Source organism: Acinetobacter sp. FDAARGOS_494, assembly GCF_003812225.1.
GTDB classification, from domain to species: domain Bacteria; phylum Pseudomonadota; class Gammaproteobacteria; order Pseudomonadales; family Moraxellaceae; genus Acinetobacter; species Acinetobacter baumannii.
Genome location: NZ_CP033866.1, coordinates 1732512 through 1754821, shown reverse-complemented (window position 1 = coordinate 1754821; position 22310 = coordinate 1732512). Strand labels below are relative to the sequence as shown.

Annotated in this window: 22 protein-coding genes; 6 read left to right on the top strand and 16 right to left on the bottom strand. The window is 35.2% G+C overall.

The features are described from left to right. Positions 1–21 precede the first annotated feature (21 nt). The 13 genes from galU to tviB all read right to left on the bottom strand — a co-directional run bounded on the left by galU (position 22) and on the right by tviB (position 12954). Positions 22–897: a UTP--glucose-1-phosphate uridylyltransferase GalU gene (galU, locus tag EG365_RS08500; protein ID WP_000591434.1), complete on the bottom strand. Its 876-nt coding sequence runs from the start codon at positions 895–897 to the stop codon at positions 22–24. Between the two features lie 24 nt (positions 898–921). Then, on the bottom strand, positions 922–1542 hold the full coding sequence (locus EG365_RS08495) for a sugar transferase (protein ID WP_000826958.1): 621 nt from the start codon (positions 1540–1542) through the stop codon (positions 922–924). 12 nt (positions 1543–1554) lie between these two features. Beyond that, positions 1555–2382 carry a glycosyltransferase gene (locus EG365_RS08490; RefSeq protein ID WP_000493225.1) on the bottom strand — a complete coding sequence of 276 codons (828 nt, stop codon included), beginning with the start codon at positions 2380–2382 and terminating at the stop codon, positions 1555–1557. Positions 2383–2388: 6 nt separating this feature from the next. After that, positions 2389–3423: a glycosyltransferase family 4 protein gene (locus tag EG365_RS08485; protein ID WP_000697210.1), complete on the bottom strand. Its 1035-nt coding sequence runs from the start codon at positions 3421–3423 to the stop codon at positions 2389–2391. 3 nt (positions 3424–3426) lie between these two features. Beyond that, a complete protein-coding gene (locus tag EG365_RS08480) occupies positions 3427–4467 on the bottom strand; it encodes an EpsG family protein (protein WP_000053677.1) in 1041 nt (346 codons plus the stop codon). 82 nt (positions 4468–4549) lie between these two features. Next, positions 4550–5641 (bottom strand): glycosyltransferase, encoded by a 1092-nt coding sequence (locus EG365_RS08475; protein ID WP_000697420.1) that lies wholly within the window; start codon positions 5639–5641, stop codon positions 4550–4552. A gap of 91 nt (positions 5642–5732) precedes the next feature. Beyond that, positions 5733–6629 carry a glycosyltransferase gene (locus EG365_RS08470; protein ID WP_225873573.1) on the bottom strand — a complete coding sequence of 299 codons (897 nt, stop codon included), beginning with the start codon at positions 6627–6629 and terminating at the stop codon, positions 5733–5735. Between the two features lie 442 nt (positions 6630–7071). After that, entirely contained in the window at positions 7072–7638 is a 567-nt protein-coding gene (locus tag EG365_RS08465; RefSeq protein ID WP_000728108.1) for an acyltransferase, read from the bottom strand. Beyond that, on the bottom strand, positions 7635–8987 hold the full coding sequence (locus tag EG365_RS08460) for a lipopolysaccharide biosynthesis protein (protein ID WP_001238749.1): 1353 nt from the start codon (positions 8985–8987) through the stop codon (positions 7635–7637). Before EG365_RS08460 ends, EG365_RS08465 begins: the two co-directional genes overlap by 4 nt. A 34-nt stretch (positions 8988–9021) precedes the next feature. After that, positions 9022–10101: a DegT/DnrJ/EryC1/StrS family aminotransferase gene (locus EG365_RS08455; protein WP_000564784.1), complete on the bottom strand. Its 1080-nt coding sequence runs from the start codon at positions 10099–10101 to the stop codon at positions 9022–9024. Position 10102: 1 nt separating this feature from the next. Then, a complete protein-coding gene (gene wbpD / locus EG365_RS08450; RefSeq protein WP_000011808.1) occupies positions 10103–10681 on the bottom strand; it encodes a UDP-2-acetamido-3-amino-2,3-dideoxy-D-glucuronate N-acetyltransferase in 579 nt (192 codons plus the stop codon). Beyond that, positions 10678–11628 (bottom strand): Gfo/Idh/MocA family protein, encoded by a 951-nt coding sequence (locus EG365_RS08445; protein WP_000712681.1) that lies wholly within the window; start codon positions 11626–11628, stop codon positions 10678–10680. The genes wbpD and EG365_RS08445 overlap by 4 nt, the downstream gene beginning before the upstream one ends. Positions 11629–11658: 30 nt before the next feature. After that, the gene (tviB, locus tag EG365_RS08440; RefSeq protein ID WP_001175092.1) at positions 11659–12954 is read right to left on the bottom strand and encodes a Vi polysaccharide biosynthesis UDP-N-acetylglucosamine C-6 dehydrogenase TviB; all 1296 of its coding nucleotides are present in this window, start codon (positions 12952–12954) and stop codon (positions 11659–11661) included. 360 nt (positions 12955–13314) lie between these two features. Here tviB and EG365_RS08435 point away from each other — a divergent pair, with 360 nt between their 5' ends. The 5 genes from EG365_RS08435 (at position 13315) to EG365_RS08415 (ending at position 18714) form a co-directional block, all read left to right on the top strand. Next, entirely contained in the window at positions 13315–14415 is a 1101-nt protein-coding gene (locus tag EG365_RS08435) for a polysaccharide biosynthesis/export family protein (RefSeq protein ID WP_000872595.1), read from the top strand. Between the two features lie 4 nt (positions 14416–14419). Then, entirely contained in the window at positions 14420–14848 is a 429-nt protein-coding gene (locus tag EG365_RS08430) for a low molecular weight protein-tyrosine-phosphatase (RefSeq protein ID WP_001165994.1), read from the top strand. Positions 14849–14867: 19 nt separating this feature from the next. Beyond that, positions 14868–17054 (top strand): polysaccharide biosynthesis tyrosine autokinase, encoded by a 2187-nt coding sequence (locus EG365_RS08425; RefSeq protein WP_001075976.1) that lies wholly within the window; start codon positions 14868–14870, stop codon positions 17052–17054. Between the two features lie 192 nt (positions 17055–17246). Beyond that, positions 17247–17969, top strand: coding sequence for an FKBP-type peptidyl-prolyl cis-trans isomerase (locus EG365_RS08420; protein ID WP_000030405.1), 723 nt, complete (start codon positions 17247–17249; stop codon positions 17967–17969). Between the two features lie 49 nt (positions 17970–18018). Continuing rightward, the gene (locus EG365_RS08415) at positions 18019–18714 is read left to right on the top strand and encodes an FKBP-type peptidyl-prolyl cis-trans isomerase (RefSeq protein WP_000724216.1); all 696 of its coding nucleotides are present in this window, start codon (positions 18019–18021) and stop codon (positions 18712–18714) included. Positions 18715–18759: 45 nt separating this feature from the next. Here the strand turns inward: EG365_RS08415 and murJ are convergent, their stop codons facing one another. Both murJ and ampD read right to left on the bottom strand, forming a co-directional pair. After that, positions 18760–20310, bottom strand: coding sequence for a murein biosynthesis integral membrane protein MurJ (murJ, locus tag EG365_RS08410; protein ID WP_169518025.1), 1551 nt, complete (start codon positions 20308–20310; stop codon positions 18760–18762). Positions 20311–20382: 72 nt separating this feature from the next. Then, positions 20383–20952: a 1,6-anhydro-N-acetylmuramyl-L-alanine amidase AmpD gene (gene ampD / locus EG365_RS08405; protein ID WP_000810002.1), complete on the bottom strand. Its 570-nt coding sequence runs from the start codon at positions 20950–20952 to the stop codon at positions 20383–20385. A gap of 171 nt (positions 20953–21123) precedes the next feature. Here ampD and nadC point away from each other — a divergent pair, with 171 nt between their 5' ends. Next, positions 21124–21969 (top strand): carboxylating nicotinate-nucleotide diphosphorylase, encoded by an 846-nt coding sequence (gene nadC / locus EG365_RS08400; RefSeq protein WP_000026927.1) that lies wholly within the window; start codon positions 21124–21126, stop codon positions 21967–21969. Here nadC and EG365_RS08395 read toward each other — a convergent pair. Next, on the bottom strand, positions 21966–22133 hold the full coding sequence (locus EG365_RS08395; protein WP_000938939.1) for a hypothetical protein: 168 nt from the start codon (positions 22131–22133) through the stop codon (positions 21966–21968). The genes nadC and EG365_RS08395 overlap by 4 nt on opposite strands. Positions 22134–22310 lie beyond the last annotated feature (177 nt).

Genomic DNA, 22310 nt, shown 5'->3' with positions numbered 1-22310 from the left:
GTTAAACAGAGCTACAAAATTTTATAATTTAAGTTCCTGAATTAATTGTTTAAAATCATTTCCTAACTTAGGGTGTTTAATTCCATAGTGTAGTACAGCTTTTAAATACCCAATCTTACTACCACAATCAAACGTTTGACCTTGCATACGATAAGCTTCAACAGTATCTGTGTCTTGAAGCATTGCAATTGCATCAGTTAACTGAATTTCATTACCCGCACCTTTCGGCGTGTTCTCAAGTAATTGCATAATCTTGGCAGGTAACACATAGCGGCCAACCACTGATAAGTTTGATGGTGCAGAGCCTACTGCAGGCTTTTCAACAATACCCTGCATAGCAATGCTTTCACCTTCATTTGGGCTATGTTTTACATCCACAATCCCATATTGATCTACTAAATGGTCTGGCACTGCTTCAACCATGATTTGAGCAGCTTGGCTTGAGTTATAGCGAGCAATCATACGGGATAGATCATTTTGTCCAGAGCTATCTTTCACCAATACATCTGGTAATAGCACAGCGAAATCATCTTGACCGACAACACTCTTTGCACATAACACAGCATGCCCTAAGCCTAAAGGCTGAGGTTGTCTTACACTTACTACACTCACATGCTCAGGCACAATTTGAGTAATCTCTGCAAGTAAATCGAATTTTTTCTTTTGTTCTAGAGTGGTTTCCAACTCAAAGTTACGATCAAAATAATTTTCAATTGATGCTTTCGATGAATGAGTAACTAAAATAATTTGTTCAATTCCAGCCTCTACCGCCTCGCGTACTACATATTCAATTGCAGGACGATCAACGACCGTTACCATTTCCTTTGGAATAGACTTACTTGCCGGTAGAAAACGTGTACCTAAACCAGCTACTGGTAAAACTGCTTTTTTAATCATAAGAAAGATTTCAAGATATAAAATTTACTTAACAGAAGAATCAATATTTTCTTGGGTATCATTACCTTTAAATAAAGATGGCCCAACATGCCCTGGAGCATTAATTCCTTCACGTTTTAACATCACTTTGACTGTTTTAAACATGATTTTGAAATCAACCCAAACGTTGTGATTATCTACATACCATACATCACACTTAAATCGTTCTTCATAATCAAGTTCATTACGCCCGCTTACTTGAGCTAAACCCGTCATTCCAGGGCGTACTTCTAAACGACGCGCTTGTTCTGGTGAATATAAAGCAACAAAATCTTTTAGCATTGGACGCGGCCCTACCACACTCATGTCACCTTTTAGTACGTTAATAAGCTGTGGCATTTCATCCAGACTAGTTGAACGCAGTTTTTGTCCAAACGGAGTAATACGAGCTTCGTCTGGCAATGGATTTCCTTGAGCATCAAATGCATCTTTCATAGAACGGAACTTAATCATTTTAAATAATTTTCCGTCCTTACCAGGTCTTTCTTGGTAAAAGAATATTGGTGAACCTAAATTTTTACGGACTTTATAAGCAACTATCAGAAATATTGGCGACAGAACAGTTAAAGCTATTAAAGAAATGACTATGTCTACTAAACGCTTCATATTTTCATTCACTCATTTTTTAATATCTTTACGAAGAAAGGTATTATAAATTGTACCTAATAAATTCGCTGGTAACAGTCTAAACGCAGACCGTACCAGAAACAGCATGTTAGCATATAGAGGATTTTGTAACTTTAGTTGTTTTTTTAAATCTAGTAACTGTTTTTCACTTTTAATATATTGTAAACCTTTGCGGCGACCATGCATACCATTATCAATACGTGCATAGACCAATACATCTGGTAAGTTCTCAATTTTATACCCTTTAGCAATCACCCGTAAAAAAAGGTTATAGTCTTCCATCCATAAATGATGTTGATAACCACCAACCTCAAGGATATGTGACTTTCGATACGTAATAGTCATATTATTAAACGGACTTTGCTTTTTTGCATAATTTCTTAACTCCTCATTTGATAGAGGAACTTTACGCATTCCTACCGGATTTCCAATATCCTCAATAAATTCAAAAATTTGTCCTCCAACAATAGAAATTTCAGGATTTTGTTGTAAAAATTTAATCTGTTTTTCAAAACGTTCAGGGACATAAATATCATCTGTATCAACAATAGATACAATGTCATAATTACATTCTTGTAATCCAATATTTTTTGCCTTTCCTGTACCTACATTTTTCTCAAGTTTAGTAACTCGTAAAACATTCCCAAGTTTTTTTTGCCACTGAGCAATTACTTGATCTAATTCAGGAGTTAAAGGGCCATCTTCGATTAAAACAATTTCTGTAGGTTTTAAAGTTTGATTATCCCAAATGCTTTCCATACAAGTATTGAAATGTTCCGGTTGTTCTTTATGATAAATAGAACTTAATACAGAAAACATAAAAATTTATCCTTCTAAAACCTTTTCAATCCAGATATTTAAAATCTGTTCAGGCTGATATTTTTTGGAATTTAACAATGAACTTTGAGAAAACTGTTCTAATAGCTGAGGAGATAAAGCAAGTTTTAAAATCGCTGCAGCTAACTCTTCCACATTTTGATCTTCAACTAAAAAACCGTTTTTACTATCGCGAATGACATCACTTGGACCATAAGGACAATTATATGACACAATAGGTAAACCGAAGCTCTGAGCCTCAATTAGCACCATTGGTAAACCTTCATATTTGGATGACATTACAAAAAAGCTAGATTGTTCATAAACTTCTTTTACATTTGAGGTACTACCCTTCAAACTCACATTTTTAAGAGAATGTTGTTTAATATAATCTTGCAACATCTCCTCATGCTCACCTTCACCATAAATATTAAGCTTCCAATCCGGAATAGATTGATATATTTTCTTCCAAGCTTGAAGTAAATGAATATAGTTTTTCTGATCAGTTAAACGGCCAATCGTTACAATTTGTTTATTATTATTTTGTGGTTGCGAAGCGATAGAAAAGGGAGAAAAATTAGGAATGACAATTACATTTGAATGAAACTTATCAAATTGTTCTTTATCATTTTGGGTTAGTGTTACCACTTGATCAATATTACGATATAAGAACTTACTTAGAATTTGTATTTTTTTAGGGCGACTAATAAAAGAAACATGTTCCAAAACTACTAATTTCTTTATATTTGGAACAAAAGCACATAGTAGGGATAATTTACCCATATTATGTACAACTACAACATCATAATTATTAGAAGAAATCTGTTTTTTAAGCTTTTTATAAAACTCAAATAAACTGCCAGATAAAGCAATTACTTCTACATTATCTGCAATTGGGTAAGCTGCATTTTCTTTTATAGATTCCCTATTCAAAAGAGTAATATTATAGCTTCCTATTGCTGCCATTTTATTAGCCAGCTCAACTGCAACTCGTTCAGAACCAGATTTACTCTTCAAAGAATTAATTAAAAAAAGAATTTTCATATCTTAACTCAATGGTAGGAAATAGTTATTTTTTATAAACTCTGAAGCTTGGAATGTCCATGTAACATAAAAAATCACTAAAAAGTATAATAAAAAATATATATACAAATAAATTTTATTTAATCTACTACTTAGTAACATAGGCATTAGAAAAACTTCAATTAGTAAAAATGTATTTGATAGTCTACCACTTAATATACCAAAATCATAAAAAGCCACGCGTAATGACAAACCAACTGTAAAAATAAATACAAAAAAAACTATAAATTTATTTAATAACAACCTATTATTCAATAATAAAAAAATTAAAAAGAATTCTATATAAAATTTTATATTCGAAAGTGAAAAAAAGCCAACACTTTCAGCATAATCAGTAGTAGAATAGGCCTCTAATCTTTGAAAATAATCCATAGCAGCGTCTAAAAGTATAAATCTTGCCACAATAAATCCGAAAACTAAAATCAAAATATTAATTATAAAAAATTTAAAAACTGAAGTATTTATTTTCAAAAAATTATTAAAGAAAAGATAAGAAATAAAAATAAGAATAAATGCTAAAGAACTTTGATGAAACAATATAGCCAAAATAAAAAAAACCAATGAAATATATTTTTTACCAGATAAATATAAAACACTACCGTAAATAACCAATGGAATAGCAAAACCTTGCCTAATTTGCATAAACTGTTGCATCATAAAGAAACCAGTGGGCAAATAATACAACATTACATATAGAAATTTGATTTCTACTAATCTAGATATTCTATAAAAAGTAAAAAAAGTAAAAAAAGAAAAAATGGTAAAAAGAACTACAGGAGAATCTGAAAACAAGGAAATAATTTTACTATATAACCCCCAACCAATCTCTACTCCTGTTTCATTATAAAAAAGAGAAAAATTTGTAAGATCATAGGATCCTATATTCTTAAAAATCATATAATATGTAATTGTATCATTAGTATTCCCCCTAAATCCTACAAGTAATGATAAAAATGAGGAAAGAATTAAAAAAATGAGCAACTCTTTTCTTATTTTTAAACTCACATTATCACCTTAAGAAATAGACTTCAAATACAACTTACATTTTATACTAGACGAAATAAAGAATGTATTAATTTTACATGGTTTAACTCTTTTCTTCCAGAAGTTGTTCATACAATTCTTTTAGAAGAATTTTCTTATCAATAAATTTTATTGCGGCTTGCTTTACTTCAGATTTACTGACTTTTCTCATTAAATGGGCAAAAGACAAGATATCAACAAATTTTGGTTCTCCAAATTTATAGTATTCAAATTCCTCTGGAAATATATCCTTATGACCAGAATAAATAGGCAAACCATAATTTAAGTATTCCCTTACTTTTAATGTACAGGCTTCTTTCATTCCTTTTCTAAATAAACCAAATGATGCTAGCCCAATCCACATTTTTGACATCAATTGTGAAATTTCGATATTATTCAAATGTCCATGTAAGATGACACGACTATCCTTCTTTGCTAAAAGTTCATCCTCCACACTAACATCGCCAACTATATGCAATATAAAATCATCATTTATCGAACTTAGATTGTGAAGCAATAAATCTAAACCATGCCAACCATTAAAATAGCTAGCAATAAAAACAATTTCTGGAATATTATCATTACGGTCATCTAAAATAATATCATGTTGACTTATAATTCCATTAGGATAAACTATTTCTTTTTTAAACTTCCCATTAACTCTTGAATTTTCATATAGAAAAATTTCTTTAGTTACTGCAACAATCCCTTTTGAATAAGAAATAGATTTTTTACCAAAATAAATTTCCATCAAACTTTTGATTTTAGTTTTAACTCCATAATTATATGAATAAAGTTCATCTATTTCAAAAGTATGATGCATAATATATACAGGTTTGATCATTTTTCTTATAAAGAATGGCTCAAATGGATCACATAAACTATGCCTAATTATAAGCACATCATACTCTTGCATAATCCCTTCTAGCCAAGAATAATAAGACTTTTTCGCTTTAAACCATTTTTTTAACTCTCCCCCCATAATATCATTACATACTGTAACAATTTCATTATTATGAAATCCATTAGGATTTTGTACAAATAAAATGGATTTCCAAGAAATCCCAAGCTCTTTAGCAGCCTCTTGTTCCCAATACATTTGATTAACAATACCTGAGGAAGCATCTTTCATATAAGCAGCATGTAAAATTTTCATATAAAGACCGGAAAAGTTAAACTTATATATTATAACTAAATATTAGCACCTACGACATCATTATTAGGTACATTAATAACAAGATAACATATTAAATACCAATAGTATAAACACTCTTAATTTTATCATTATAATAATCAATAGAATGTTCTTTTTTAATACGATTCAATGATTCAACACCTTTATTAATAACAACATTAGGATTTTCATATGCACTGAGAATATGCTTCTTCAACTGATCAATAATAGTTCTTCTGCATAAGTCTTTCTTTGAATAAGAATCAACTACAATCTCACCATATTTATTTTTATCAACATTAATTAACCAACCAATATCGTTATTATTAATTTCCGACAATGCTCTAACATCCGTTGAAATTACAGGGCAACCACAAGCTTGGAACTCTAAAACAGAATATCCAAATGTATCTGCCCATGTCGGTAAAAGGCCTATATGATGCTCTCTAATCATTTCAATTACTTTATTATTGTCCACATTAGAATATATTTTAATATTTTTTCTGTTCATAATTATGGTATTAATATTTTTTGAAAAATCAGAATCATCTTGATAAATACCAAAGGAATAATTATGGGTCCGATTTAAAATTCCTACAACTGTCAACATAATTTCATTTTCAGAAATTATCCCCTCTTCAAGTAACTCATTAATCGCTAATATACATTCTGCACCACCCTTTAAATAAAAATCATTTCCAACGAAAATTAATTTTAATGGTTTTAAGACTTTTTCTTCAATCTCATGTTGAGTAGTATATATTTTTTGAGGAGGGTACAAAACGAACATTTTTTTTTCAATCTTATCTCTTACTTTTGGATAAGCTTTTAGAATATCTGATTGAATTTTTTTTGCGCTTTTTGACAATGCAATAACACCTAAACAATTATCCCTTGCAACAACTTCCAAATATTTATTTATTTCATCATTATAAATATATTCAGGATTCAAATTCTTATGATTACTCAAAATATCCAAAAACCGTGGTAACATTGTCTCGAAAGTAACCACCCATTTATTATTTGTTAAACAAATATCATTAAAAGAATGTATTACATCTACATTTTTTACAGAAATAGGTTTAAACAAAAAACGATGAAAATAATTCTTAATGACTGGTATATTATTAAAATAATAATAAATATTATATTTTTTAAATTTATATAGTCATTTTCCTGCGAAGTTGTAACACATCTAATTTCCGGATAATTAAATTTTGTCAATCCAATTTTCATATAGTAACCTTAAAAAATAGTTAAATTCACTATCTAAAAAAACATATAAAAATTTTTAGATAGTTCAGCTTTAAATAAACATTTAAAATCAACTTGAGAAACTCAATCCAACCATTCATCTAAATAAAGCCATAATAAATTGATATCTTATACCTAATATTATTATAACTTTACTATTACTTAATCTCCTTAATAATTTTTGCAGGCACTCCAGCAATTACGATATTACCCTGTTTAAAACTTTTTGTTACGACTGCTCCAGCAGCAACTATTGTTCCATTACCTAAAACAACACCTGGCAAAATTACACTATTCATGCCTATCCAACATTTGTCACCAATAACTACATCTTTGCCTTCTGTATGGCTTTCCAAATCAGCAAGATCATGATTTGAAGTAATTATTCCAACATTTGGAGCAATATAAGAACCTTTACCAATATATATGTGAGCACTAAAATTTTGAAAATACGTTCCAGGTGATTGAAAATTATTTAAATCATCTGGATGAAAGTGAATGTTATAAGGATTTGAAATCGAACAAGTTAAAGCCGTAGGAAAAGGGGTAGGCTTGCTTAATCTCAGTATATTTTTCACCCAAATAGATCTTACAGCCCAAACATAACCACTTAAACTTTTAGAAAAAAAGCGTCCTTCTAAGTATTTTCTTTTAAAAAACAAATTTAAAAATAGACGAATACAAGGCAATATAAAATAGATTAGTTTCCGAAGTTTTTTTTTCATAGACCCAACACTCTTAAAGTTATATTCACCATTACGCCCAATGAAGTTATAAATATTAATAAGAAACCAACTTTCTTAACCAATAGAATATGATCTTTAACTTCAAGGCCAGCAGAATTAGAAAAAACGATATAACAAATTCCATAAAATATCCCTCCTGAGATTGCATATGCCTCTAATAAATAGGTAGGATTTAAATAGAACTGTCCATATAATATACCTATACGTAATATAAAACCTGTTAGAGTCAATAAAAGCATTTGTTTCTGACGACCAACAATATGCATAATCATTGATATAGGTGAAGCTATTAGTTGGAAAGCAAACCACGGTATCATCCAGCTTATAATTAAACCGACCTTTTCCCATTCGTAGCCAAATATATATTTAGCCAAGATGGGGCTAACTAGACCTATAAAAATTAAACTACTTACACCATATTTAAATAAATTTTCCAATATATTTGTAGTGTAATGAGCAATAGTTTTTTCTTGCACAGCCGCAGGGGCATGAGCTAAATATACTTGCGAAACTGCCCCGCCAATTAACTGAATAGGCACCGCCAATACTTGCATTGCTATCATTAAATAACCAGCTTCAGAACCTAAAGCAAGTGTAGCAATAATAATTATAGGAAGTTGAGCTCCTGCAGAGTTAGCTAAAGAATCAAGAGTTGAATATTTAGGGAATTGATCATTTTTTTTAAAAACATTATACAATTTTATAATTGTTATATTTCTTATAAAAACTTCTGATTCCTTCCAAAAGTTCTTAGCTAACTTTCCGATCCCGAAGGAAACCTTAATAATTTGACCGAGAGCTAGCCCCAAAGCTGCTGTACCCCAAAACCCCAATATTATTTGTGTAGCTACCCCACTTATCGACTGTACAACTCTTGTTCTAGCAATTACAGTAAAATTTTTCTTTCGGGTAGCCCAATATTGAAGCGCTGTATATATTCCTGAAAAAAAAACGCCCAAAGGGATTAACCAAATTATATGATTAAAATTAGGTTTTTTTAATAAAGAAATAATTTCTACATGAAATACCCAAATTAAAAGTCCAGTTAATATACTGATAGCAAGATTACTAATTAATGCCAATATAACTAATATTGCTGCTTCCTCATCTTCAGAAGGAATTGGTATAGCAATTTCAAAACGCAAACAGCTAGCTACTGTCACAATACCTAATATAGATGCATAAACAGCAAATATAGAAAAATCACTAGGACTATATAATCGTGTTATAAAAGGCAAAGCTATTATAGCCAAACCTTGAGCAAAAGCTGTACCTCCGACTAGGACTGACACGGCTTTTAAAAAGCCTCCCTGAGCATTTAACCTCATATTAATCTTTTCAAAAAGGCTTTTCACAGCTTAATCAACCAAAAGCCTTAACAATTTTTAATTGATCATCAATAACTAAGTAGGGATGCATAGGTAAGCTCATTACTTTCTCCGCAATCGCATCTCCAATAGGGAGATGAATGTCACTATCCGCTACAGCAGGTTGCTTATTAAGTGGTATTGGATAATGCACTGCTGTTGGAATACCTTGAGCTTTTAATTTCTCTTGTACTTCTGCACGGTTATCAACCTGAATCGTATATTGAGCCCATGCACTGGTATTATACGATTCAATATACGGCGTAGTATGAATCCCTACATCGTTAAATAGTCGGTTATAAACTTCCGCTACTCTTTGACGTGCTTGCATTTCATCATCCAAAATTTCTAATTTTGGTAATAAAATTGCTGCCTGCAAGGTATCTAAGCGGCTGTTCACACCAACACGGATATGGTGATAACGCTTATCTTGTCCATGACGTGCAATCTGACGAATCACTTTAGCTAGTTCATCATCATTGGTAAAAATAGCGCCACCATCACCATAACAACCTAATGGTTTACTTGGGAAGAAACTCGTACAAGCAACTGTACTTAGGTTACAGCTTTTACGACCTTTATATGTGGCCCCAAAGCTTTGGGCAGCATCTTCAATTACAGGGATACTATACTTTTTAGCAATTGCATTGATTGCATCAAAGTCTGCACATTGGCCATATAAACTCACAGGAATAATAGCCTTAGTTCGAGGTGTAATTGCAGCTTCTAATTTTTCAATATCTAAATTATAAGTCTTCGGATTTACATCAACATATACAGGTTTTGCACCTAAGAGTGCAACTGTTTCAGCAGTAGCAATATAAGTAAAACCTGGTGTAATCACTTCATCACCAGGCCCAATACCGAAAGCCATTTGTGCAATTTGCAGGGCATCTGTGCCATTTGCACAAGTAATACAGTGCTTAGCACCCACATACGAAGCTAGCTTTTCTTCTAACTCAATTACTTCCGGCCCTAAAATGTATTGACCATGTGTCAATACATTTTGAATACCAGCATTAATTTTATCTTTAATTCGATTTTGTTGTGCTTTTAAATCAATAAAGTCAATCATATTAACCTTGCTTTGTTAGTGTTGTTCCATCGAGTTGATAAACCGCTCCTGTATGAGAACAGATAGCCTGAGCTTGTCCCTGCAAAGGTAAATCAAGCTGTTCACCAAATTCACTCATCCAACCGATTTGTTTAGCAGGTACACCCACCATCAGCGCATAAGCAGGAACATCTTTATTAACAACTGCACCCGCCCCAACGAAAGCATAAGCACCTATAGTAATGCCACAAACAATGGTACAGTTTGCACCAAGCGTAGCGCCCTTTTTCACCAAGGTGTCTCGGTATTGATCTTTACGCTCAATGAGGGAACGCGGGTTATAAACATTCGTAAATACCATGCTTGGGCCACAAAAAACCCCTTCTTCCAAAGTAACATTATCGTAAACCGATACATTATTTTGGACTTTACAATGGTCACCAATTACAACTCGGTTACCAACAAATACGTTTTGACCTAAAGAAACACCCTTGCCAATTTTGGCCCCACCACAGACATGAACAAAATGCCAAATACGCGAACCGTCACCAATTTGTGCACCATTATCGACTATCGCAGTTTCATGTTGATAAAAGCTCATGCTTTTTTCACCTTTGCTAATAGTGGATGTGGATTTTCAGGATTTTCAATAATTGGAGAAACTCGGATCACCTCGACCGTTTCAATTGCCGCGCGGTTCTCCTCAACACCGTAGCCTTTACCTTCTAATACACGTTGATAGCTCTGAGTATGTAAATCGGTAAAACCACCAGAGAATTCAAGTTCTTCATTTTCAATAGTAATGCTACGGTAAGTTAATTTTTCACCTTGCACCGCATTTTCTGGTAGATTATTAGCATCAATTGATAAGAACCAACGTACACGTGCACGCTCATATTCTAAATAACCAGATGCAGTTTTCTCATCGCGATAATGCACTTCATTTTTTACAATTTTTCCAAAAATAAAATGCAACATATCGTAGAAGTGCACACCAATATTTGTCGCTACACCACCAGATTTGTTATCAACGCCTTTCCATGACTTTAAATACCATTTACCACGAGAAGTTAAATAGGTAAGGTCAACATCAAATACTTTATGGGCTGGGGCAGCTTGAACTTTATCACGCAGTGCAATAATAGACGGGTGTAAGCGTAGTTGTAGAATCGAGTTTACTTTCGCACCATATTGCTTTTCATATTCAGCTAGCATATTTAAGTCTTCTGAATTCAAAACTAATGGCTTTTCACAAATAACGTCTATACCATTTTTTAAAGCATATTTCATATGTGGCGCATGTAAATAATTAGGTGAGCAAATTGCTACATAGTCTAGCTTTTCACCTTTTAACTTTTGATCTTCTACATATGCTTCAAATTCTTCAAATTCTGTAAAAAACTCAGCCTCAGGAAAATGACTATCCATAATCCCAACAGAGTCATTTACGTCCATCGCAACCGCTAAAGTATTACCAGTTTCTTTAATTGCTTTTAAGTGACGCGGTGCGATATAACCAGCAGCACCAATTAATGCAAATTTTTTCATGTTTAAAACTTCAATTTAATATAAATAAAATTAGAGACGGAATACAGTAAAACCAACATCTGACATTTGTGTACGGTCAAAAAGACTCTTCACATCAGCTAAAACTGGTTTTTCAGCTTTTACGTAGCTACGTAATTCACTGGCAGAAAGAGAACGGAACTCACTATGGCCTACTGCGACAATCAAACTATCAACTGGATTTTGAGCATTCACGGTACCAAGCTCAACACCATATTCATGCTTAACTTCTTCTGCATCAGCCCAAGGGTCTGCAACCACAACCTGTGCACCCCAAAATTCGAGCTCTTTAATTAAATCGGCTACTTTACTATTACGAATATCAGGACAGTTTTCTTTAAATGTGACACCTAATACCCCTACTTTTGAGCGCGGTACATCAATACCATTTTGAAGCATTAGTTTAATCGTATTACGAGCAACATAGCGCGCCATATTGTCATTAATACGACGACCAGCAAGAATTACCTGCGGATGATAACCTACCTCTTCTGCTTTATGGGTCAAGTAGTAAGGGTCAACACCGATACAGTGTCCACCTACCAGACCAGGACGGAAAGGTAAGAAGTTCCACTTACTACCCGCTGCTTCCAACACATCTAAGGTATCAATACCAATACGGTCAAAAATTACCGATAGCTCATTAACCAAAGCAATATTTAAATCACGCTGAGTATTCTCAATAACTTTTGCTGCTTCTGCGACTTTAATACTAGAAGCTTTATGAGTACCTGCAGTAATAATGCTGGCATACACTGCATCCACCGTATTAGCTACTTCTGGTGTGCTACCACTCGTAATTTTTTTAATTTTGGTTAGTGTATTAACCTTATCTCCCGGGTTAATACGCTCAGGACTATATCCTGCAAAAAAGTCCTGATTAAATTTAAGTCCCGATACTTTTTCCAATATTGGAATACATACTTCTTCAGTAGCACCTGGATATACCGTTGATTCATAAACAACAATATCGCCCTTTTTTAGAGCTTGACCAACTGTCTCACTTGCCTTTTTTAAAGGGGTTAAATCTGGTCGGTTAACTTGGTCCACAGGTGTAGGAACTGTTACAATAAAAAAATTACTCGTTTTTAAATCATCTAAGTTTGCACTAAAACTTAATTGTTCTGCTTTTTGAAGCTCTTCTGGAGAAACTTCTAAAGTATGGTCTTTTCCACTCTTTAATTCATCAATACGATTTTGATTAATATCGAATCCAATTACTGGCCCTTTTTTGCCAAACTCAACTGCCAATGGCAAGCCTACATATCCTAAACCTATAATCGCTATTCTTAAATCGGCAAGTTGCATAAAAGTTAGCCTTTTTCCTTACAAGATTGTATCTATTAAATATATGTTGCATGTTAACTGGATATAGTCGAGCGTAACTATAGCAGTTTTTTTTTATTCTCCGTAATGCAATTGTATAAAAGTGTTTACAGCATTTACTAATAAGACGGTTTAATTTTTTTGAAATGTTTTTCATATTTAGTGTTAAACTTTTTCAACGGAAAAATAGCCGTTCGGATAAACTAAACATACAAAGCACTACGATTTTTCGATGTTTTTTGATTTCTTTTCAGCTAGAATCTGTGCATCCTGCGTTTAATAGACACTTGTTAATACGCAGTAGAAAATATCAATTAAAGATAAATACACAAAGGGTCGCGTGTGAAGTATTGCCAGTTTTTCTCTGTTCTTGCTTTAAGCTTAAGTGCTGCCAGCTGTGCGGTTACTTCCGGTTTACAAACTTATGATATTCCTAGTGAGGGTGTTTATAAAACGGACCTCGGAACTACAGTTAATGTAGTTAAAATTTCTCAAGAGACATTACCGGCAATTCAGCCTGCTCAAATTGACTATCAACGCGACTACGCATCATTATTTAAAACGCAGCAGTCTATTTATCGTTTAAGCCCTGGCGATATTCTTTCTATTCAGCTTTGGGCATATCCAGAAATTACTCCTCCAGTTAATGGTATTAGCAGCGAACAATCTATTCAAGCCAATGGCTACCCAATCGATCAGAGTGGTTATATTCAGTTTCCGTTGGTTGGACGCTACAAAGCTGCTGGTAAAACACTTGCTCAAGTCAACCGTGAGTTACACAACCAACTCGCCCGCTTTTTAAAAAATCCTGATGTTATTGTTCGCGTGCTTTCATATGAAGGGCAGCGCTTCTCTGTTCAAGGTAGTGTTACCAAAGGTGGCCAATTTTACCTAAGCGATCAACCGGTGAGTATTTATACTGCATTAGGTATGGCAGGTGGCGTCACTACGACAGGTGATAACACTTATATTCAACTGATTCGGAATGGCCGAACTTATAACCTAAATACGATTGATTTAGAGAAAGCAGGCTATTCACTTCATAAACTTCTGGTTCAGCCAAACGATACTATTTATGTAAGCACACGTGAGAACCAAAAAATTTATGTGATGGGTGAGTCAGGTAAAAATCAAGCTTTACCAATGCGTGATCAAGGCATGACTTTAACTGATGCTTTGGGTGAAAGTTTGGGCATTAATCCAAACTCTGCAAGTGCAAGCCGTATATATGTTGTACGGACTAATCCAAATGATCATGTTACTGAAATTTATCATTTAAATTTAATGAGTCTCGGTGATTTCGGCTTAGCCAATCAATTTAGACTACGTAGTAATGATATTGTTTATATTGATGCGACTGGCTTGACACGTTGGCAACGTGTGGTTAATCAGATTATCCCGTTCTCAAATGCTTTATATAACATAGACCGTTTGGGACAATAATTTTATGCAAATTAAAAATATTTTGGTGGTTTGTATTGGGAATATTTGCCGTAGCCCTATGGCAGAATATTTATTAAAACAGCAATATCCTCAACTCAATATTGAATCTGCGGGTATTTCGGGGTTGATTGGGCATCAAGCCGATGAAAAGGCGCAGCTCTGTATGCAGCGTTTAGGCATTGATATGCAGCCTCATATTGCGAGAAAGCTCAATGCCGAGCTCATCAAAAAAGCTGATCTTATTCTAGTGATGAGCAGTAACCAACAAAAGCATATTGAACAAACTTGGCCCTTTGCAAAAGGAAAAACTTTCCGTTTAGGTCATTGGCAAAATAAAAATGTGCCCGATCCCTACCAGCATGAGCAAGCTGTATTTGATGAAACTTGCCAGCTCATTCAGCAATGCGTGGCTGACTGGAAACCTTATATTTAACGTATAGATTTTTAAGCATATGAACCAACAGAATACTAATACCGAAGATACAATTGACTTAAAAGAATTGTTTTTTTCACTGATTGCTCAGTGGAAACTCATTGCTCTATGCGTTATTTTAAGCGTTGTATGTGCCCTACTCTATTTACGTGTAACGCCAGATACCTATTCGGTAGATGCTTTAGTTCAGGTTGAGGACAGTAAAGGGGCTTCTGCTGCACTTTTAGGTGATCTCTCACAAATGATTGAGCAAAAATCACCAGCTCAAGCAGAAATAGAAATTTTAAAATCTCGTTTGGTTTTAGGCACGGTCATTAAGGACTTACATTTAAATATACAGGTCTCTAGCACTGAAAATACACTTACCCATCGCTTATTAAGTGATACTGACTATAAAACTGAATACACTAAGAAATCAGTTTTATTTAAAGATGACTTAAAAAGTTTTGAAGTACGTGAATTTGAAGTTCCAGCTTACTATCTTGACAGAAACTTACTTCTTAATTTTGATAAACAGTCTTTACGTTTAACAGATCCAGATACTGAAGAAGTCATCTTAACTGTTCCATTAAACCAAGCTAATCACGTTGCTGGTCCTCATGGTTTATGGAAAGTTGCTATCTTTACGAAAGATCAATTTGACGCGACCTATAATATTAAAAGTCAATCAATACCAGCTGCTGTAAATGCACTTAGCACAAATTATTCAGTAGCAGAACGCGGCAAGCTTACAGGAGTGTTAGGTCTTAACTATCAAGGTCAAGACAAAGAGCATATTACCAAAGTTCTCAATGCGATTTTAGCGACCTATAGTGCACAAAATATTGAGCGCCGTTCAGCAGAGTCTGCTCAAACCTTAAAATTTTTAGATGAACAACTACCTGATCTGAAAAAACAGCTAGATGATGCAGAACGTCAATTTAATAAATTCCGTCAACAGTATAATACCGTTGATGTGACTAAAGAGTCTGAGCTTTATTTAACCCAAAGTATTACTTTGGAAACTAAAAAAGCAGAGCTTGAGCAGAAACAAGCTGAAATGGCAGCTAAATATACAGCTGAACATCCAGCAATGCGTGAAATTAATGGCCAGCTCGCTGCGATTAATAAGCAAATTGGTGAGCTCAATAGTACTTTAAAACAATTACCGGATGTTCAACGCCAATATTTACAGCTTTATCGTGAAGTTGAAGTTAAGACACAACTCTATACAGCCCTTTTAAACTCATACCAACAACTTCGTATTGCCAAAGCTGGTGAAATTGGTAATGTACGTATTGTTGACACTGCAGTTGAGCCAGTTGAACCAATTAAACCGAAAAAGTTGTTAGTCCTTATTTTATCGGTATTTGTGGGTGGCTTTATTGGAGCTCTAATAGCCTTATTACGTAATATGTTACGTACAGGTATTAAAGACTCTGGTCAAATTGAAAATGAAATGGATTTACCGGTTTATGCAACCGTTCCTCGTTCTCCAATTCAAGAAAGCCGTATCAAGATTTTAAAGAAGAAGAAGAGCATTCCTATTCTTGCGGTTAAAAACAGTGATGATATTGCCATTGAAAGCTTACGCAGTATCCGTACAGCTATTCACTTTGCATTAGCAAATGCAAAAAATAATATCATTATGATTGCTGGTCCTTCTCCTGAAGTGGGTAAATCGTTTATTTCAACTAACTTGGCAACTATTTTCGCGCAAGGTAATAAACGAGTACTATTGATCGATGCCGATATGCGCCGTGGTTATATGCACAAATATTTCGATGTTGATGTGAAACCAGGTCTATCAGAACTTTTAAGTGGACAAGCTGATTTACAAAAAGTATTGCACAAAACTCAGGTAGCCAATCTTGATGTGATCACTCGTGGTAAGAGCCCAACAAACCCTTCAGAGATCTTAAGCTCAAACCAATTTAAGGAATTACTTGAGCAGCTACAAAGCCAATACGACCACATCATTATTGATACTCCACCAGTGCTTGCAGTAACCGATGGTATTATTATTTCGCAATATACTGGTGTGAACTTAATTGTTGCACGCTACGCCAAGTCACAAATGAAAGAGCTTGAACTAACTGTTAATCGTTTTGAACAGGCGGGTGTTAAAGTCAACGGCTTTATTCTCAATGATATTCAACGTGCTAGCGCTGGCTATGGTTATGGCTATAACTATGCTTATGCCTATAAGGCACAAAAAGAAGACTAATTAAAACTCTTCATAAAAAACCGGATCAAATGATCCGGTTTTTTATTTGCTTTTTAAGTTTTGCCACATTAAAACTAACTAAAATATATAAAAAACCACTCGTTTTTTTTGTTAAACATTCTATGCTTAAGTCGAAGCATGCTAAGATCGAAGCAGCCTTTTAGACTCAAATGATTATTTTTGGAACCCTTTATGAGTAAAGCCTTACCCATTGCTGTCGCTGTAGTTTTAGGCGGTGCTGCACTTGTACCTGTATATTATGCAACTCAACATCCGACCACAGAAGTCGGACGTAAAGCAGACAAAAATGCTTCTCCAATTCAAAAAATCAGTTATGTTCTTGGGTATGAAGTTGCTCAACAAACCCCTCCTGAGCTGGATACCAAAGCATTTGTTCAAGGGATCCATGATGCGCGTAATAAGCAGCCTAGCGCTTATACTCAAGAAGATTTAAAAGCTGCCGTTGCTGCTTATGAAAAAGAGTTACAACAAAAAATGCAGCATCAAGACAAACCTGAGCAAGCAGGTACAGCTACTGACTCTGCAGATGCACAGTTCCTTGCAGAAAATAAAACGAAAGCTGGTGTAAAAACTACTGTATCAGGTTTGCAATATATCATTACTAAAGAAGGTACTGGTAAACAGCCAACTGCTCAGTCTATTGTTAAAGTACATTATGAAGGCCGCTTAATTAATGGACAGGTTTTCGATAGTTCTTATAAGCGTGGTCAACCAGTAGAATTCCCGCTTAATCAGGTCATTCCGGGTTGGACTGAAGGTCTTCAACTCATGAAAGAAGGTGGAAAAGCGACTTTCTTTATACCATCAAATCTTGCATATGGCCCACAAGAGCTTCCTGGAATTCCAGCAAACAGTACACTGATTTTTGATGTAGAACTCATTTCAGTGAAATAATAACAATCCAGGAGAGTCGTTATACTCTCCTGTTTTTTTGGAAAATGACATGAAAAAAATCAGTTTGGTTATTGCAGCGTCAACGATGAGTTTATCTGTTTTTGCTGCTGCACCGATAACAAATAAAAGTCCGGCAAAAGATCAGTTTAGTTATAGTTATGGTTATTTAATGGGCCGTAATAATACTGATGCGTTAACAGATTTAAATCTTGATATTTTTTACCAAGGTTTACAAGAAGGTGCTCAAAATAAGACAGCACGCCTAACTGATGAAGAAATGGCGAAAGCAATTAATGATTATAAAAAAACATTAGAAGCTAAACAGCTAGTCGAATTTCAAAAACAAGGTCAACAAAACGCTCAGGCTGGTGCAGCTTTTCTGGCAGAAAATGCTAAAAAATCTGGTGTGATTGCGACTAAATCAGGTCTGCAATATCAGGTATTAAAAGAAGGCACTGGTAAAACACCTAAAGCCACCTCTCGTGTAAAAGTAAACTATGAAGGACGTTTACTCGACGGAACTGTATTTGATAGCTCAATTGCACGTAATCACCCTGTTGATTTCCAGTTAAATCAAGTGATCGCTGGATGGACCGAAGGCTTACAAACTATGAAAGAAGGCGGTAAAACCCGTTTCTTCATTCCAGCAAAACTTGCTTATGGTGAAGTTGGCGCTGGGGATAGTATCGGTCCAAATAGTACTTTAATTTTTGATATTGAGTTGCTACAAGTTTTGCCAAAATAATTTTCGAAGATAAAAAAAGCGATCTAAATTGATCGCTTTTTTATTTTAGTGTTTTAAATCTCTCGGTCTAAAGCCTGTCAGTAATAAGCCAATTAAGTAAGCGATCACACCTACAACGCATAAACCTACCACCTCTGCAACACGAACCCATTGAGAGAGTTCTCCGTTATACCAATTTAACCCGAACCAAAGCGCTGCAATCATCGCAAGGTTGGCCAAGCCATATTGAAGTGCCAGTTTTTTCCAATGTGCACCAAATCGGAAAATATTACGCTTATGTAGGTAGAAATAGAGCAAACCTGCATTTACTAAAGCTGAACCAGAAGAGGCTAATGCAAGCGCCATATGCTCTGCATGCCAATTGATTAATTTAAAGAAACCAATGAATACAACGTTTAAAATCGCATTGGCAGCAACCGACATTAAACCCACACGGACCGGTGTTTTTGTATCTTGCTGCGCATAGAAACCTGGTGCAAATACTTTAATTAACATAAAGGAAATTACGCCTGCACTCATACATTGCAATGCAAGTGCTGTCATTTGTGTATCGCGTAAATCAAACTCACCACGCTGGAACAATGCCTGAATAATCGGTGTAGAAAGCATAAATAAAGCAATACTTGCTGGCAAACCAACCAACACAATCACTTTTGCTGCCCAATCGATCATACTGCGAAACTTCGCTTGGTCTTGTTCAGCATGACGTGCTGACAGTGAGGGTAAAATCACTGTACCAATCGCAACACCGATTAATCCTAAAGGTAACTCAGTCATACGTTCGGCACTGTAGAGCCAAGATACTGAACCATCTTGCATGAAAGATGCCCAAATCGTATTTAGCAATAGGTTAATCTGAGTCACAGATACACCAAATAATGCTGGAAGCATTAATTTTAAAATACGTTCTACACCTTCATGTTTAAAATCAACTTTCGGTGGGATCAGTAAGTTTTTACGCCATAACTCAGGAATTTGTATCGCTAACTGTAAAATACCAGCCGCAACAACCGACCAACCTAAAGCTTTGATTGGCTCAGCCATATACGGTGTAAGCCACCAAGCCCCTGCAATCATTGCTACGTTCAGTAAAACAGGTGAAAAAGCTGGCGAGGCAAACGAGCCATAACTGTTTAAGATGCTGCTGGCAAAAGCCGTAAGCGACATAAACATTAAATAGGGAATGGTCAGACGGAACATACTGACCGCTAAATCAAACTTTTCAGGGTCATTATGGAAACCCGGCGCATACATATAGATAATTGCTGGAGCTAAGACCATAGCCACGAAAGTCAGTAAAGTCATGACTGTCAGCAAACAGCCAAATACTCGACTAATTAAGATCTGTACTTCTGCATGCGCACGACCTGTTTTATATTCGGTCAATACCGGAATAAAAGCCTGTGAAAAAGCCCCTTCGGCAAACAACCGTCGAAAGAAGTTGGGAATACGAAAAGCCACAACGAAGGTATCGAAATCTTTACCCGCACCAAACACGTTGAGCAATACGACATCTCGTACTAAGCCCAATACCCGTGACAACATCGTCATCGCACTGACAATAAAAGTCGATCGCCATAATGCCATCGTACTCACCTACAGCTATATTCGAAAGTCGCTATTGTAATGAAACTAGAAAATCTTTTCGTTGTGAAATGATGAATGAACTCAAGTTTTTTTCTGTGCTAACAACTGCCTAAAGTGCTGCCATTTAAAATAAGGTCCTGGATCGGTTTTTCGGCCCGGTGCAATGTCTGAATGCCCTGCAATATGGTTTTTAATTTCAGGATAGGCCTGACGAATAGCATTAACAACGTCAGTTAGCACTTCATATTGTACGTCTTCAAAAGGTAAATCATCACTTCCTTCAAGCTCAATACCAATTGAATAATCATTACATTCAACTTTGGCTAAGTAGCTTGAACGCCCTGCATGCCATGCACGATCATTAAAGTTAACAAACTGTAGGACTTCACCTGTTCGTAAAATTAACAGGTGTGTAGAGACTTGCATACCTTCAATAGTCTGAAAATAGGGATGAACGGACCAATCTAATTTATTTTGGAAAAACTGTTCAATATAGCCTCCCCCAAACTGAGAAGGCGGCAAGCTAATATTATGAACCACAATCATTTGTATTTCGGTACCAGCGGGACGCTGGTTAAAATTTGGAGAAGGTACTTGTCTCGCCCCTTTTAATTGTCCATCTATAACTTCATACGGTGTGATTTGCTTCATTGAGATGCCAATAAATTGCTTGCCAATTGTTTTAGTTTAAAACAGTTAATTGCTTTTCAGAGTAGTCAGCATGATTGTTTATCGCGATTAATCTGATAAAACAGCTTATTTTTAAAGTCGACGGTGCTAATATATCGCAAGTTTTAGGGTCATCGACAAAATGGAAACCGTATGAGCATACCTCAGTCTTTGCTTGAACAGTCAATTCAAATCAATATTCAACAAGCATTACAAGAAGATATTGGGGACGGTGACATTACCGCCATGCTCACACCTGAAGATGAACAAGCTACCGCAACTATCATCAGCCGTGAAGATATGGTTTTAGCTGGACAGCCGTGGGTGAATGCGCTCATCTCAGCGTATGACAACACTGTACAGGTGACTTGGTTAAAACAAGAAGGTGACCGTGTTGCTGCAAATGAAGCCTTTTTAAAGCTTGCTGGTTCTGCACGTAGCTTACTGACTGTAGAGCGCCCTGCTTTAAACTTTATTCAAACATTATCGGCTGTTGCAACAAAAACTGCTGAATATGTTCAGCATCTTGAAGGTTTAAACACAAAGCTTCTCGATACACGTAAAACTTTACCGGGCTTACGTATTGCACAAAAATATGCCGTAACCGTCGGTGGCGGACAAAATCACCGCCTCGGTTTATTTGATGCATTCTTAATTAAAGAAAATCATATTATGGCAGCGGGCGGTATTGCCCAAGCGATTGCAAAAGCACATCAAATTGCGCCGGGTAAACCTGTTGAAGTCGAAGTTGAAACTTGGGATGAGCTAAACCAAGCGCTTGAAGCAGGTGCAGACATTGTCATGCTCGACAACTTTAGCCAACAACAAATGATTGATGCTGTAAAACACGTGGCGGGACGCTGTAAACTCGAAGCTTCGGGCAATATCACTATTGAAAACTTACGCGAAGTAGCGACTACTGGTGTCGACTATATTTCTATGGGCGTGTTGACTAAAGATGTCAAAGCCGTTGATTTATCAATGCGTTTTAATGCCTAAATAAAATCAGCATCATTATTGGTATTTTTTTGCGACTTGGTCATGTCTGCCGCTTGTGTTTTTTGCCATGCTGACTGAGTCGCTTGTGCCCCACTATCCCGTGGATCGGCAGCCATTAAAACAAAAGTAACTACTGCTAATAATACAATAAAACCTTGTAGCATAAATTTTCCCCATCACTTTAAAAAATTAGGGTTTCAAGGTAAAAGATAAATATGACCAGGCTTAGGAGATTCTGTTACAAAAGGTAAGTCTTTATTTTTATTATTCATCTATACGAAAAGTTATTACCTGTCTTCATTTATATTTCCCAACATTAGATTGTGCGAGATGTCATCTAC

Coding starts and splice junctions, on each gene's coding strand:
- galU (WP_000591434.1), bottom strand. CDS start 897: ATGATTAAAAAAGCAGTTTTACCAGTAGCTGGTTTAGGTACACGTTTT.
- EG365_RS08495 (WP_000826958.1), bottom strand. CDS start 1,542: ATGAAGCGTTTAGTAGACATAGTCATTTCTTTAATAGCTTTAACTGTT.
- EG365_RS08490 (WP_000493225.1), bottom strand. CDS start 2,382: ATGTTTTCTGTATTAAGTTCTATTTATCATAAAGAACAACCGGAACAT.
- EG365_RS08485 (WP_000697210.1), bottom strand. CDS start 3,423: ATGAAAATTCTTTTTTTAATTAATTCTTTGAAGAGTAAATCTGGTTCT.
- EG365_RS08475 (WP_000697420.1), bottom strand. CDS start 5,641: ATGAAAATTTTACATGCTGCTTATATGAAAGATGCTTCCTCAGGTATT.
- EG365_RS08465 (WP_000728108.1), bottom strand. CDS start 7,638: ATGAAAAAAAAACTTCGGAAACTAATCTATTTTATATTGCCTTGTATT.
- EG365_RS08460 (WP_001238749.1), bottom strand. CDS start 8,987: ATGAGGTTAAATGCTCAGGGAGGCTTTTTAAAAGCCGTGTCAGTCCTA.
- EG365_RS08455 (WP_000564784.1), bottom strand. CDS start 10,101: ATGATTGACTTTATTGATTTAAAAGCACAACAAAATCGAATTAAAGAT.
- wbpD (WP_000011808.1), bottom strand. CDS start 10,681: ATGAGCTTTTATCAACATGAAACTGCGATAGTCGATAATGGTGCACAA.
- EG365_RS08445 (WP_000712681.1), bottom strand. CDS start 11,628: ATGAAAAAATTTGCATTAATTGGTGCTGCTGGTTATATCGCACCGCGT.
- tviB (WP_001175092.1), bottom strand. CDS start 12,954: ATGCAACTTGCCGATTTAAGAATAGCGATTATAGGTTTAGGATATGTA.
- EG365_RS08430 (WP_001165994.1), top strand. CDS start 14,420: ATGCAAATTAAAAATATTTTGGTGGTTTGTATTGGGAATATTTGCCGT.
- EG365_RS08425 (WP_001075976.1), top strand. CDS start 14,868: ATGAACCAACAGAATACTAATACCGAAGATACAATTGACTTAAAAGAA.
- EG365_RS08420 (WP_000030405.1), top strand. CDS start 17,247: ATGAGTAAAGCCTTACCCATTGCTGTCGCTGTAGTTTTAGGCGGTGCT.
- EG365_RS08415 (WP_000724216.1), top strand. CDS start 18,019: ATGAAAAAAATCAGTTTGGTTATTGCAGCGTCAACGATGAGTTTATCT.
- ampD (WP_000810002.1), bottom strand. CDS start 20,952: ATGAAGCAAATCACACCGTATGAAGTTATAGATGGACAATTAAAAGGG.
- nadC (WP_000026927.1), top strand. CDS start 21,124: ATGAGCATACCTCAGTCTTTGCTTGAACAGTCAATTCAAATCAATATT.
- EG365_RS08395 (WP_000938939.1), bottom strand. CDS start 22,133: ATGCTACAAGGTTTTATTGTATTATTAGCAGTAGTTACTTTTGTTTTA.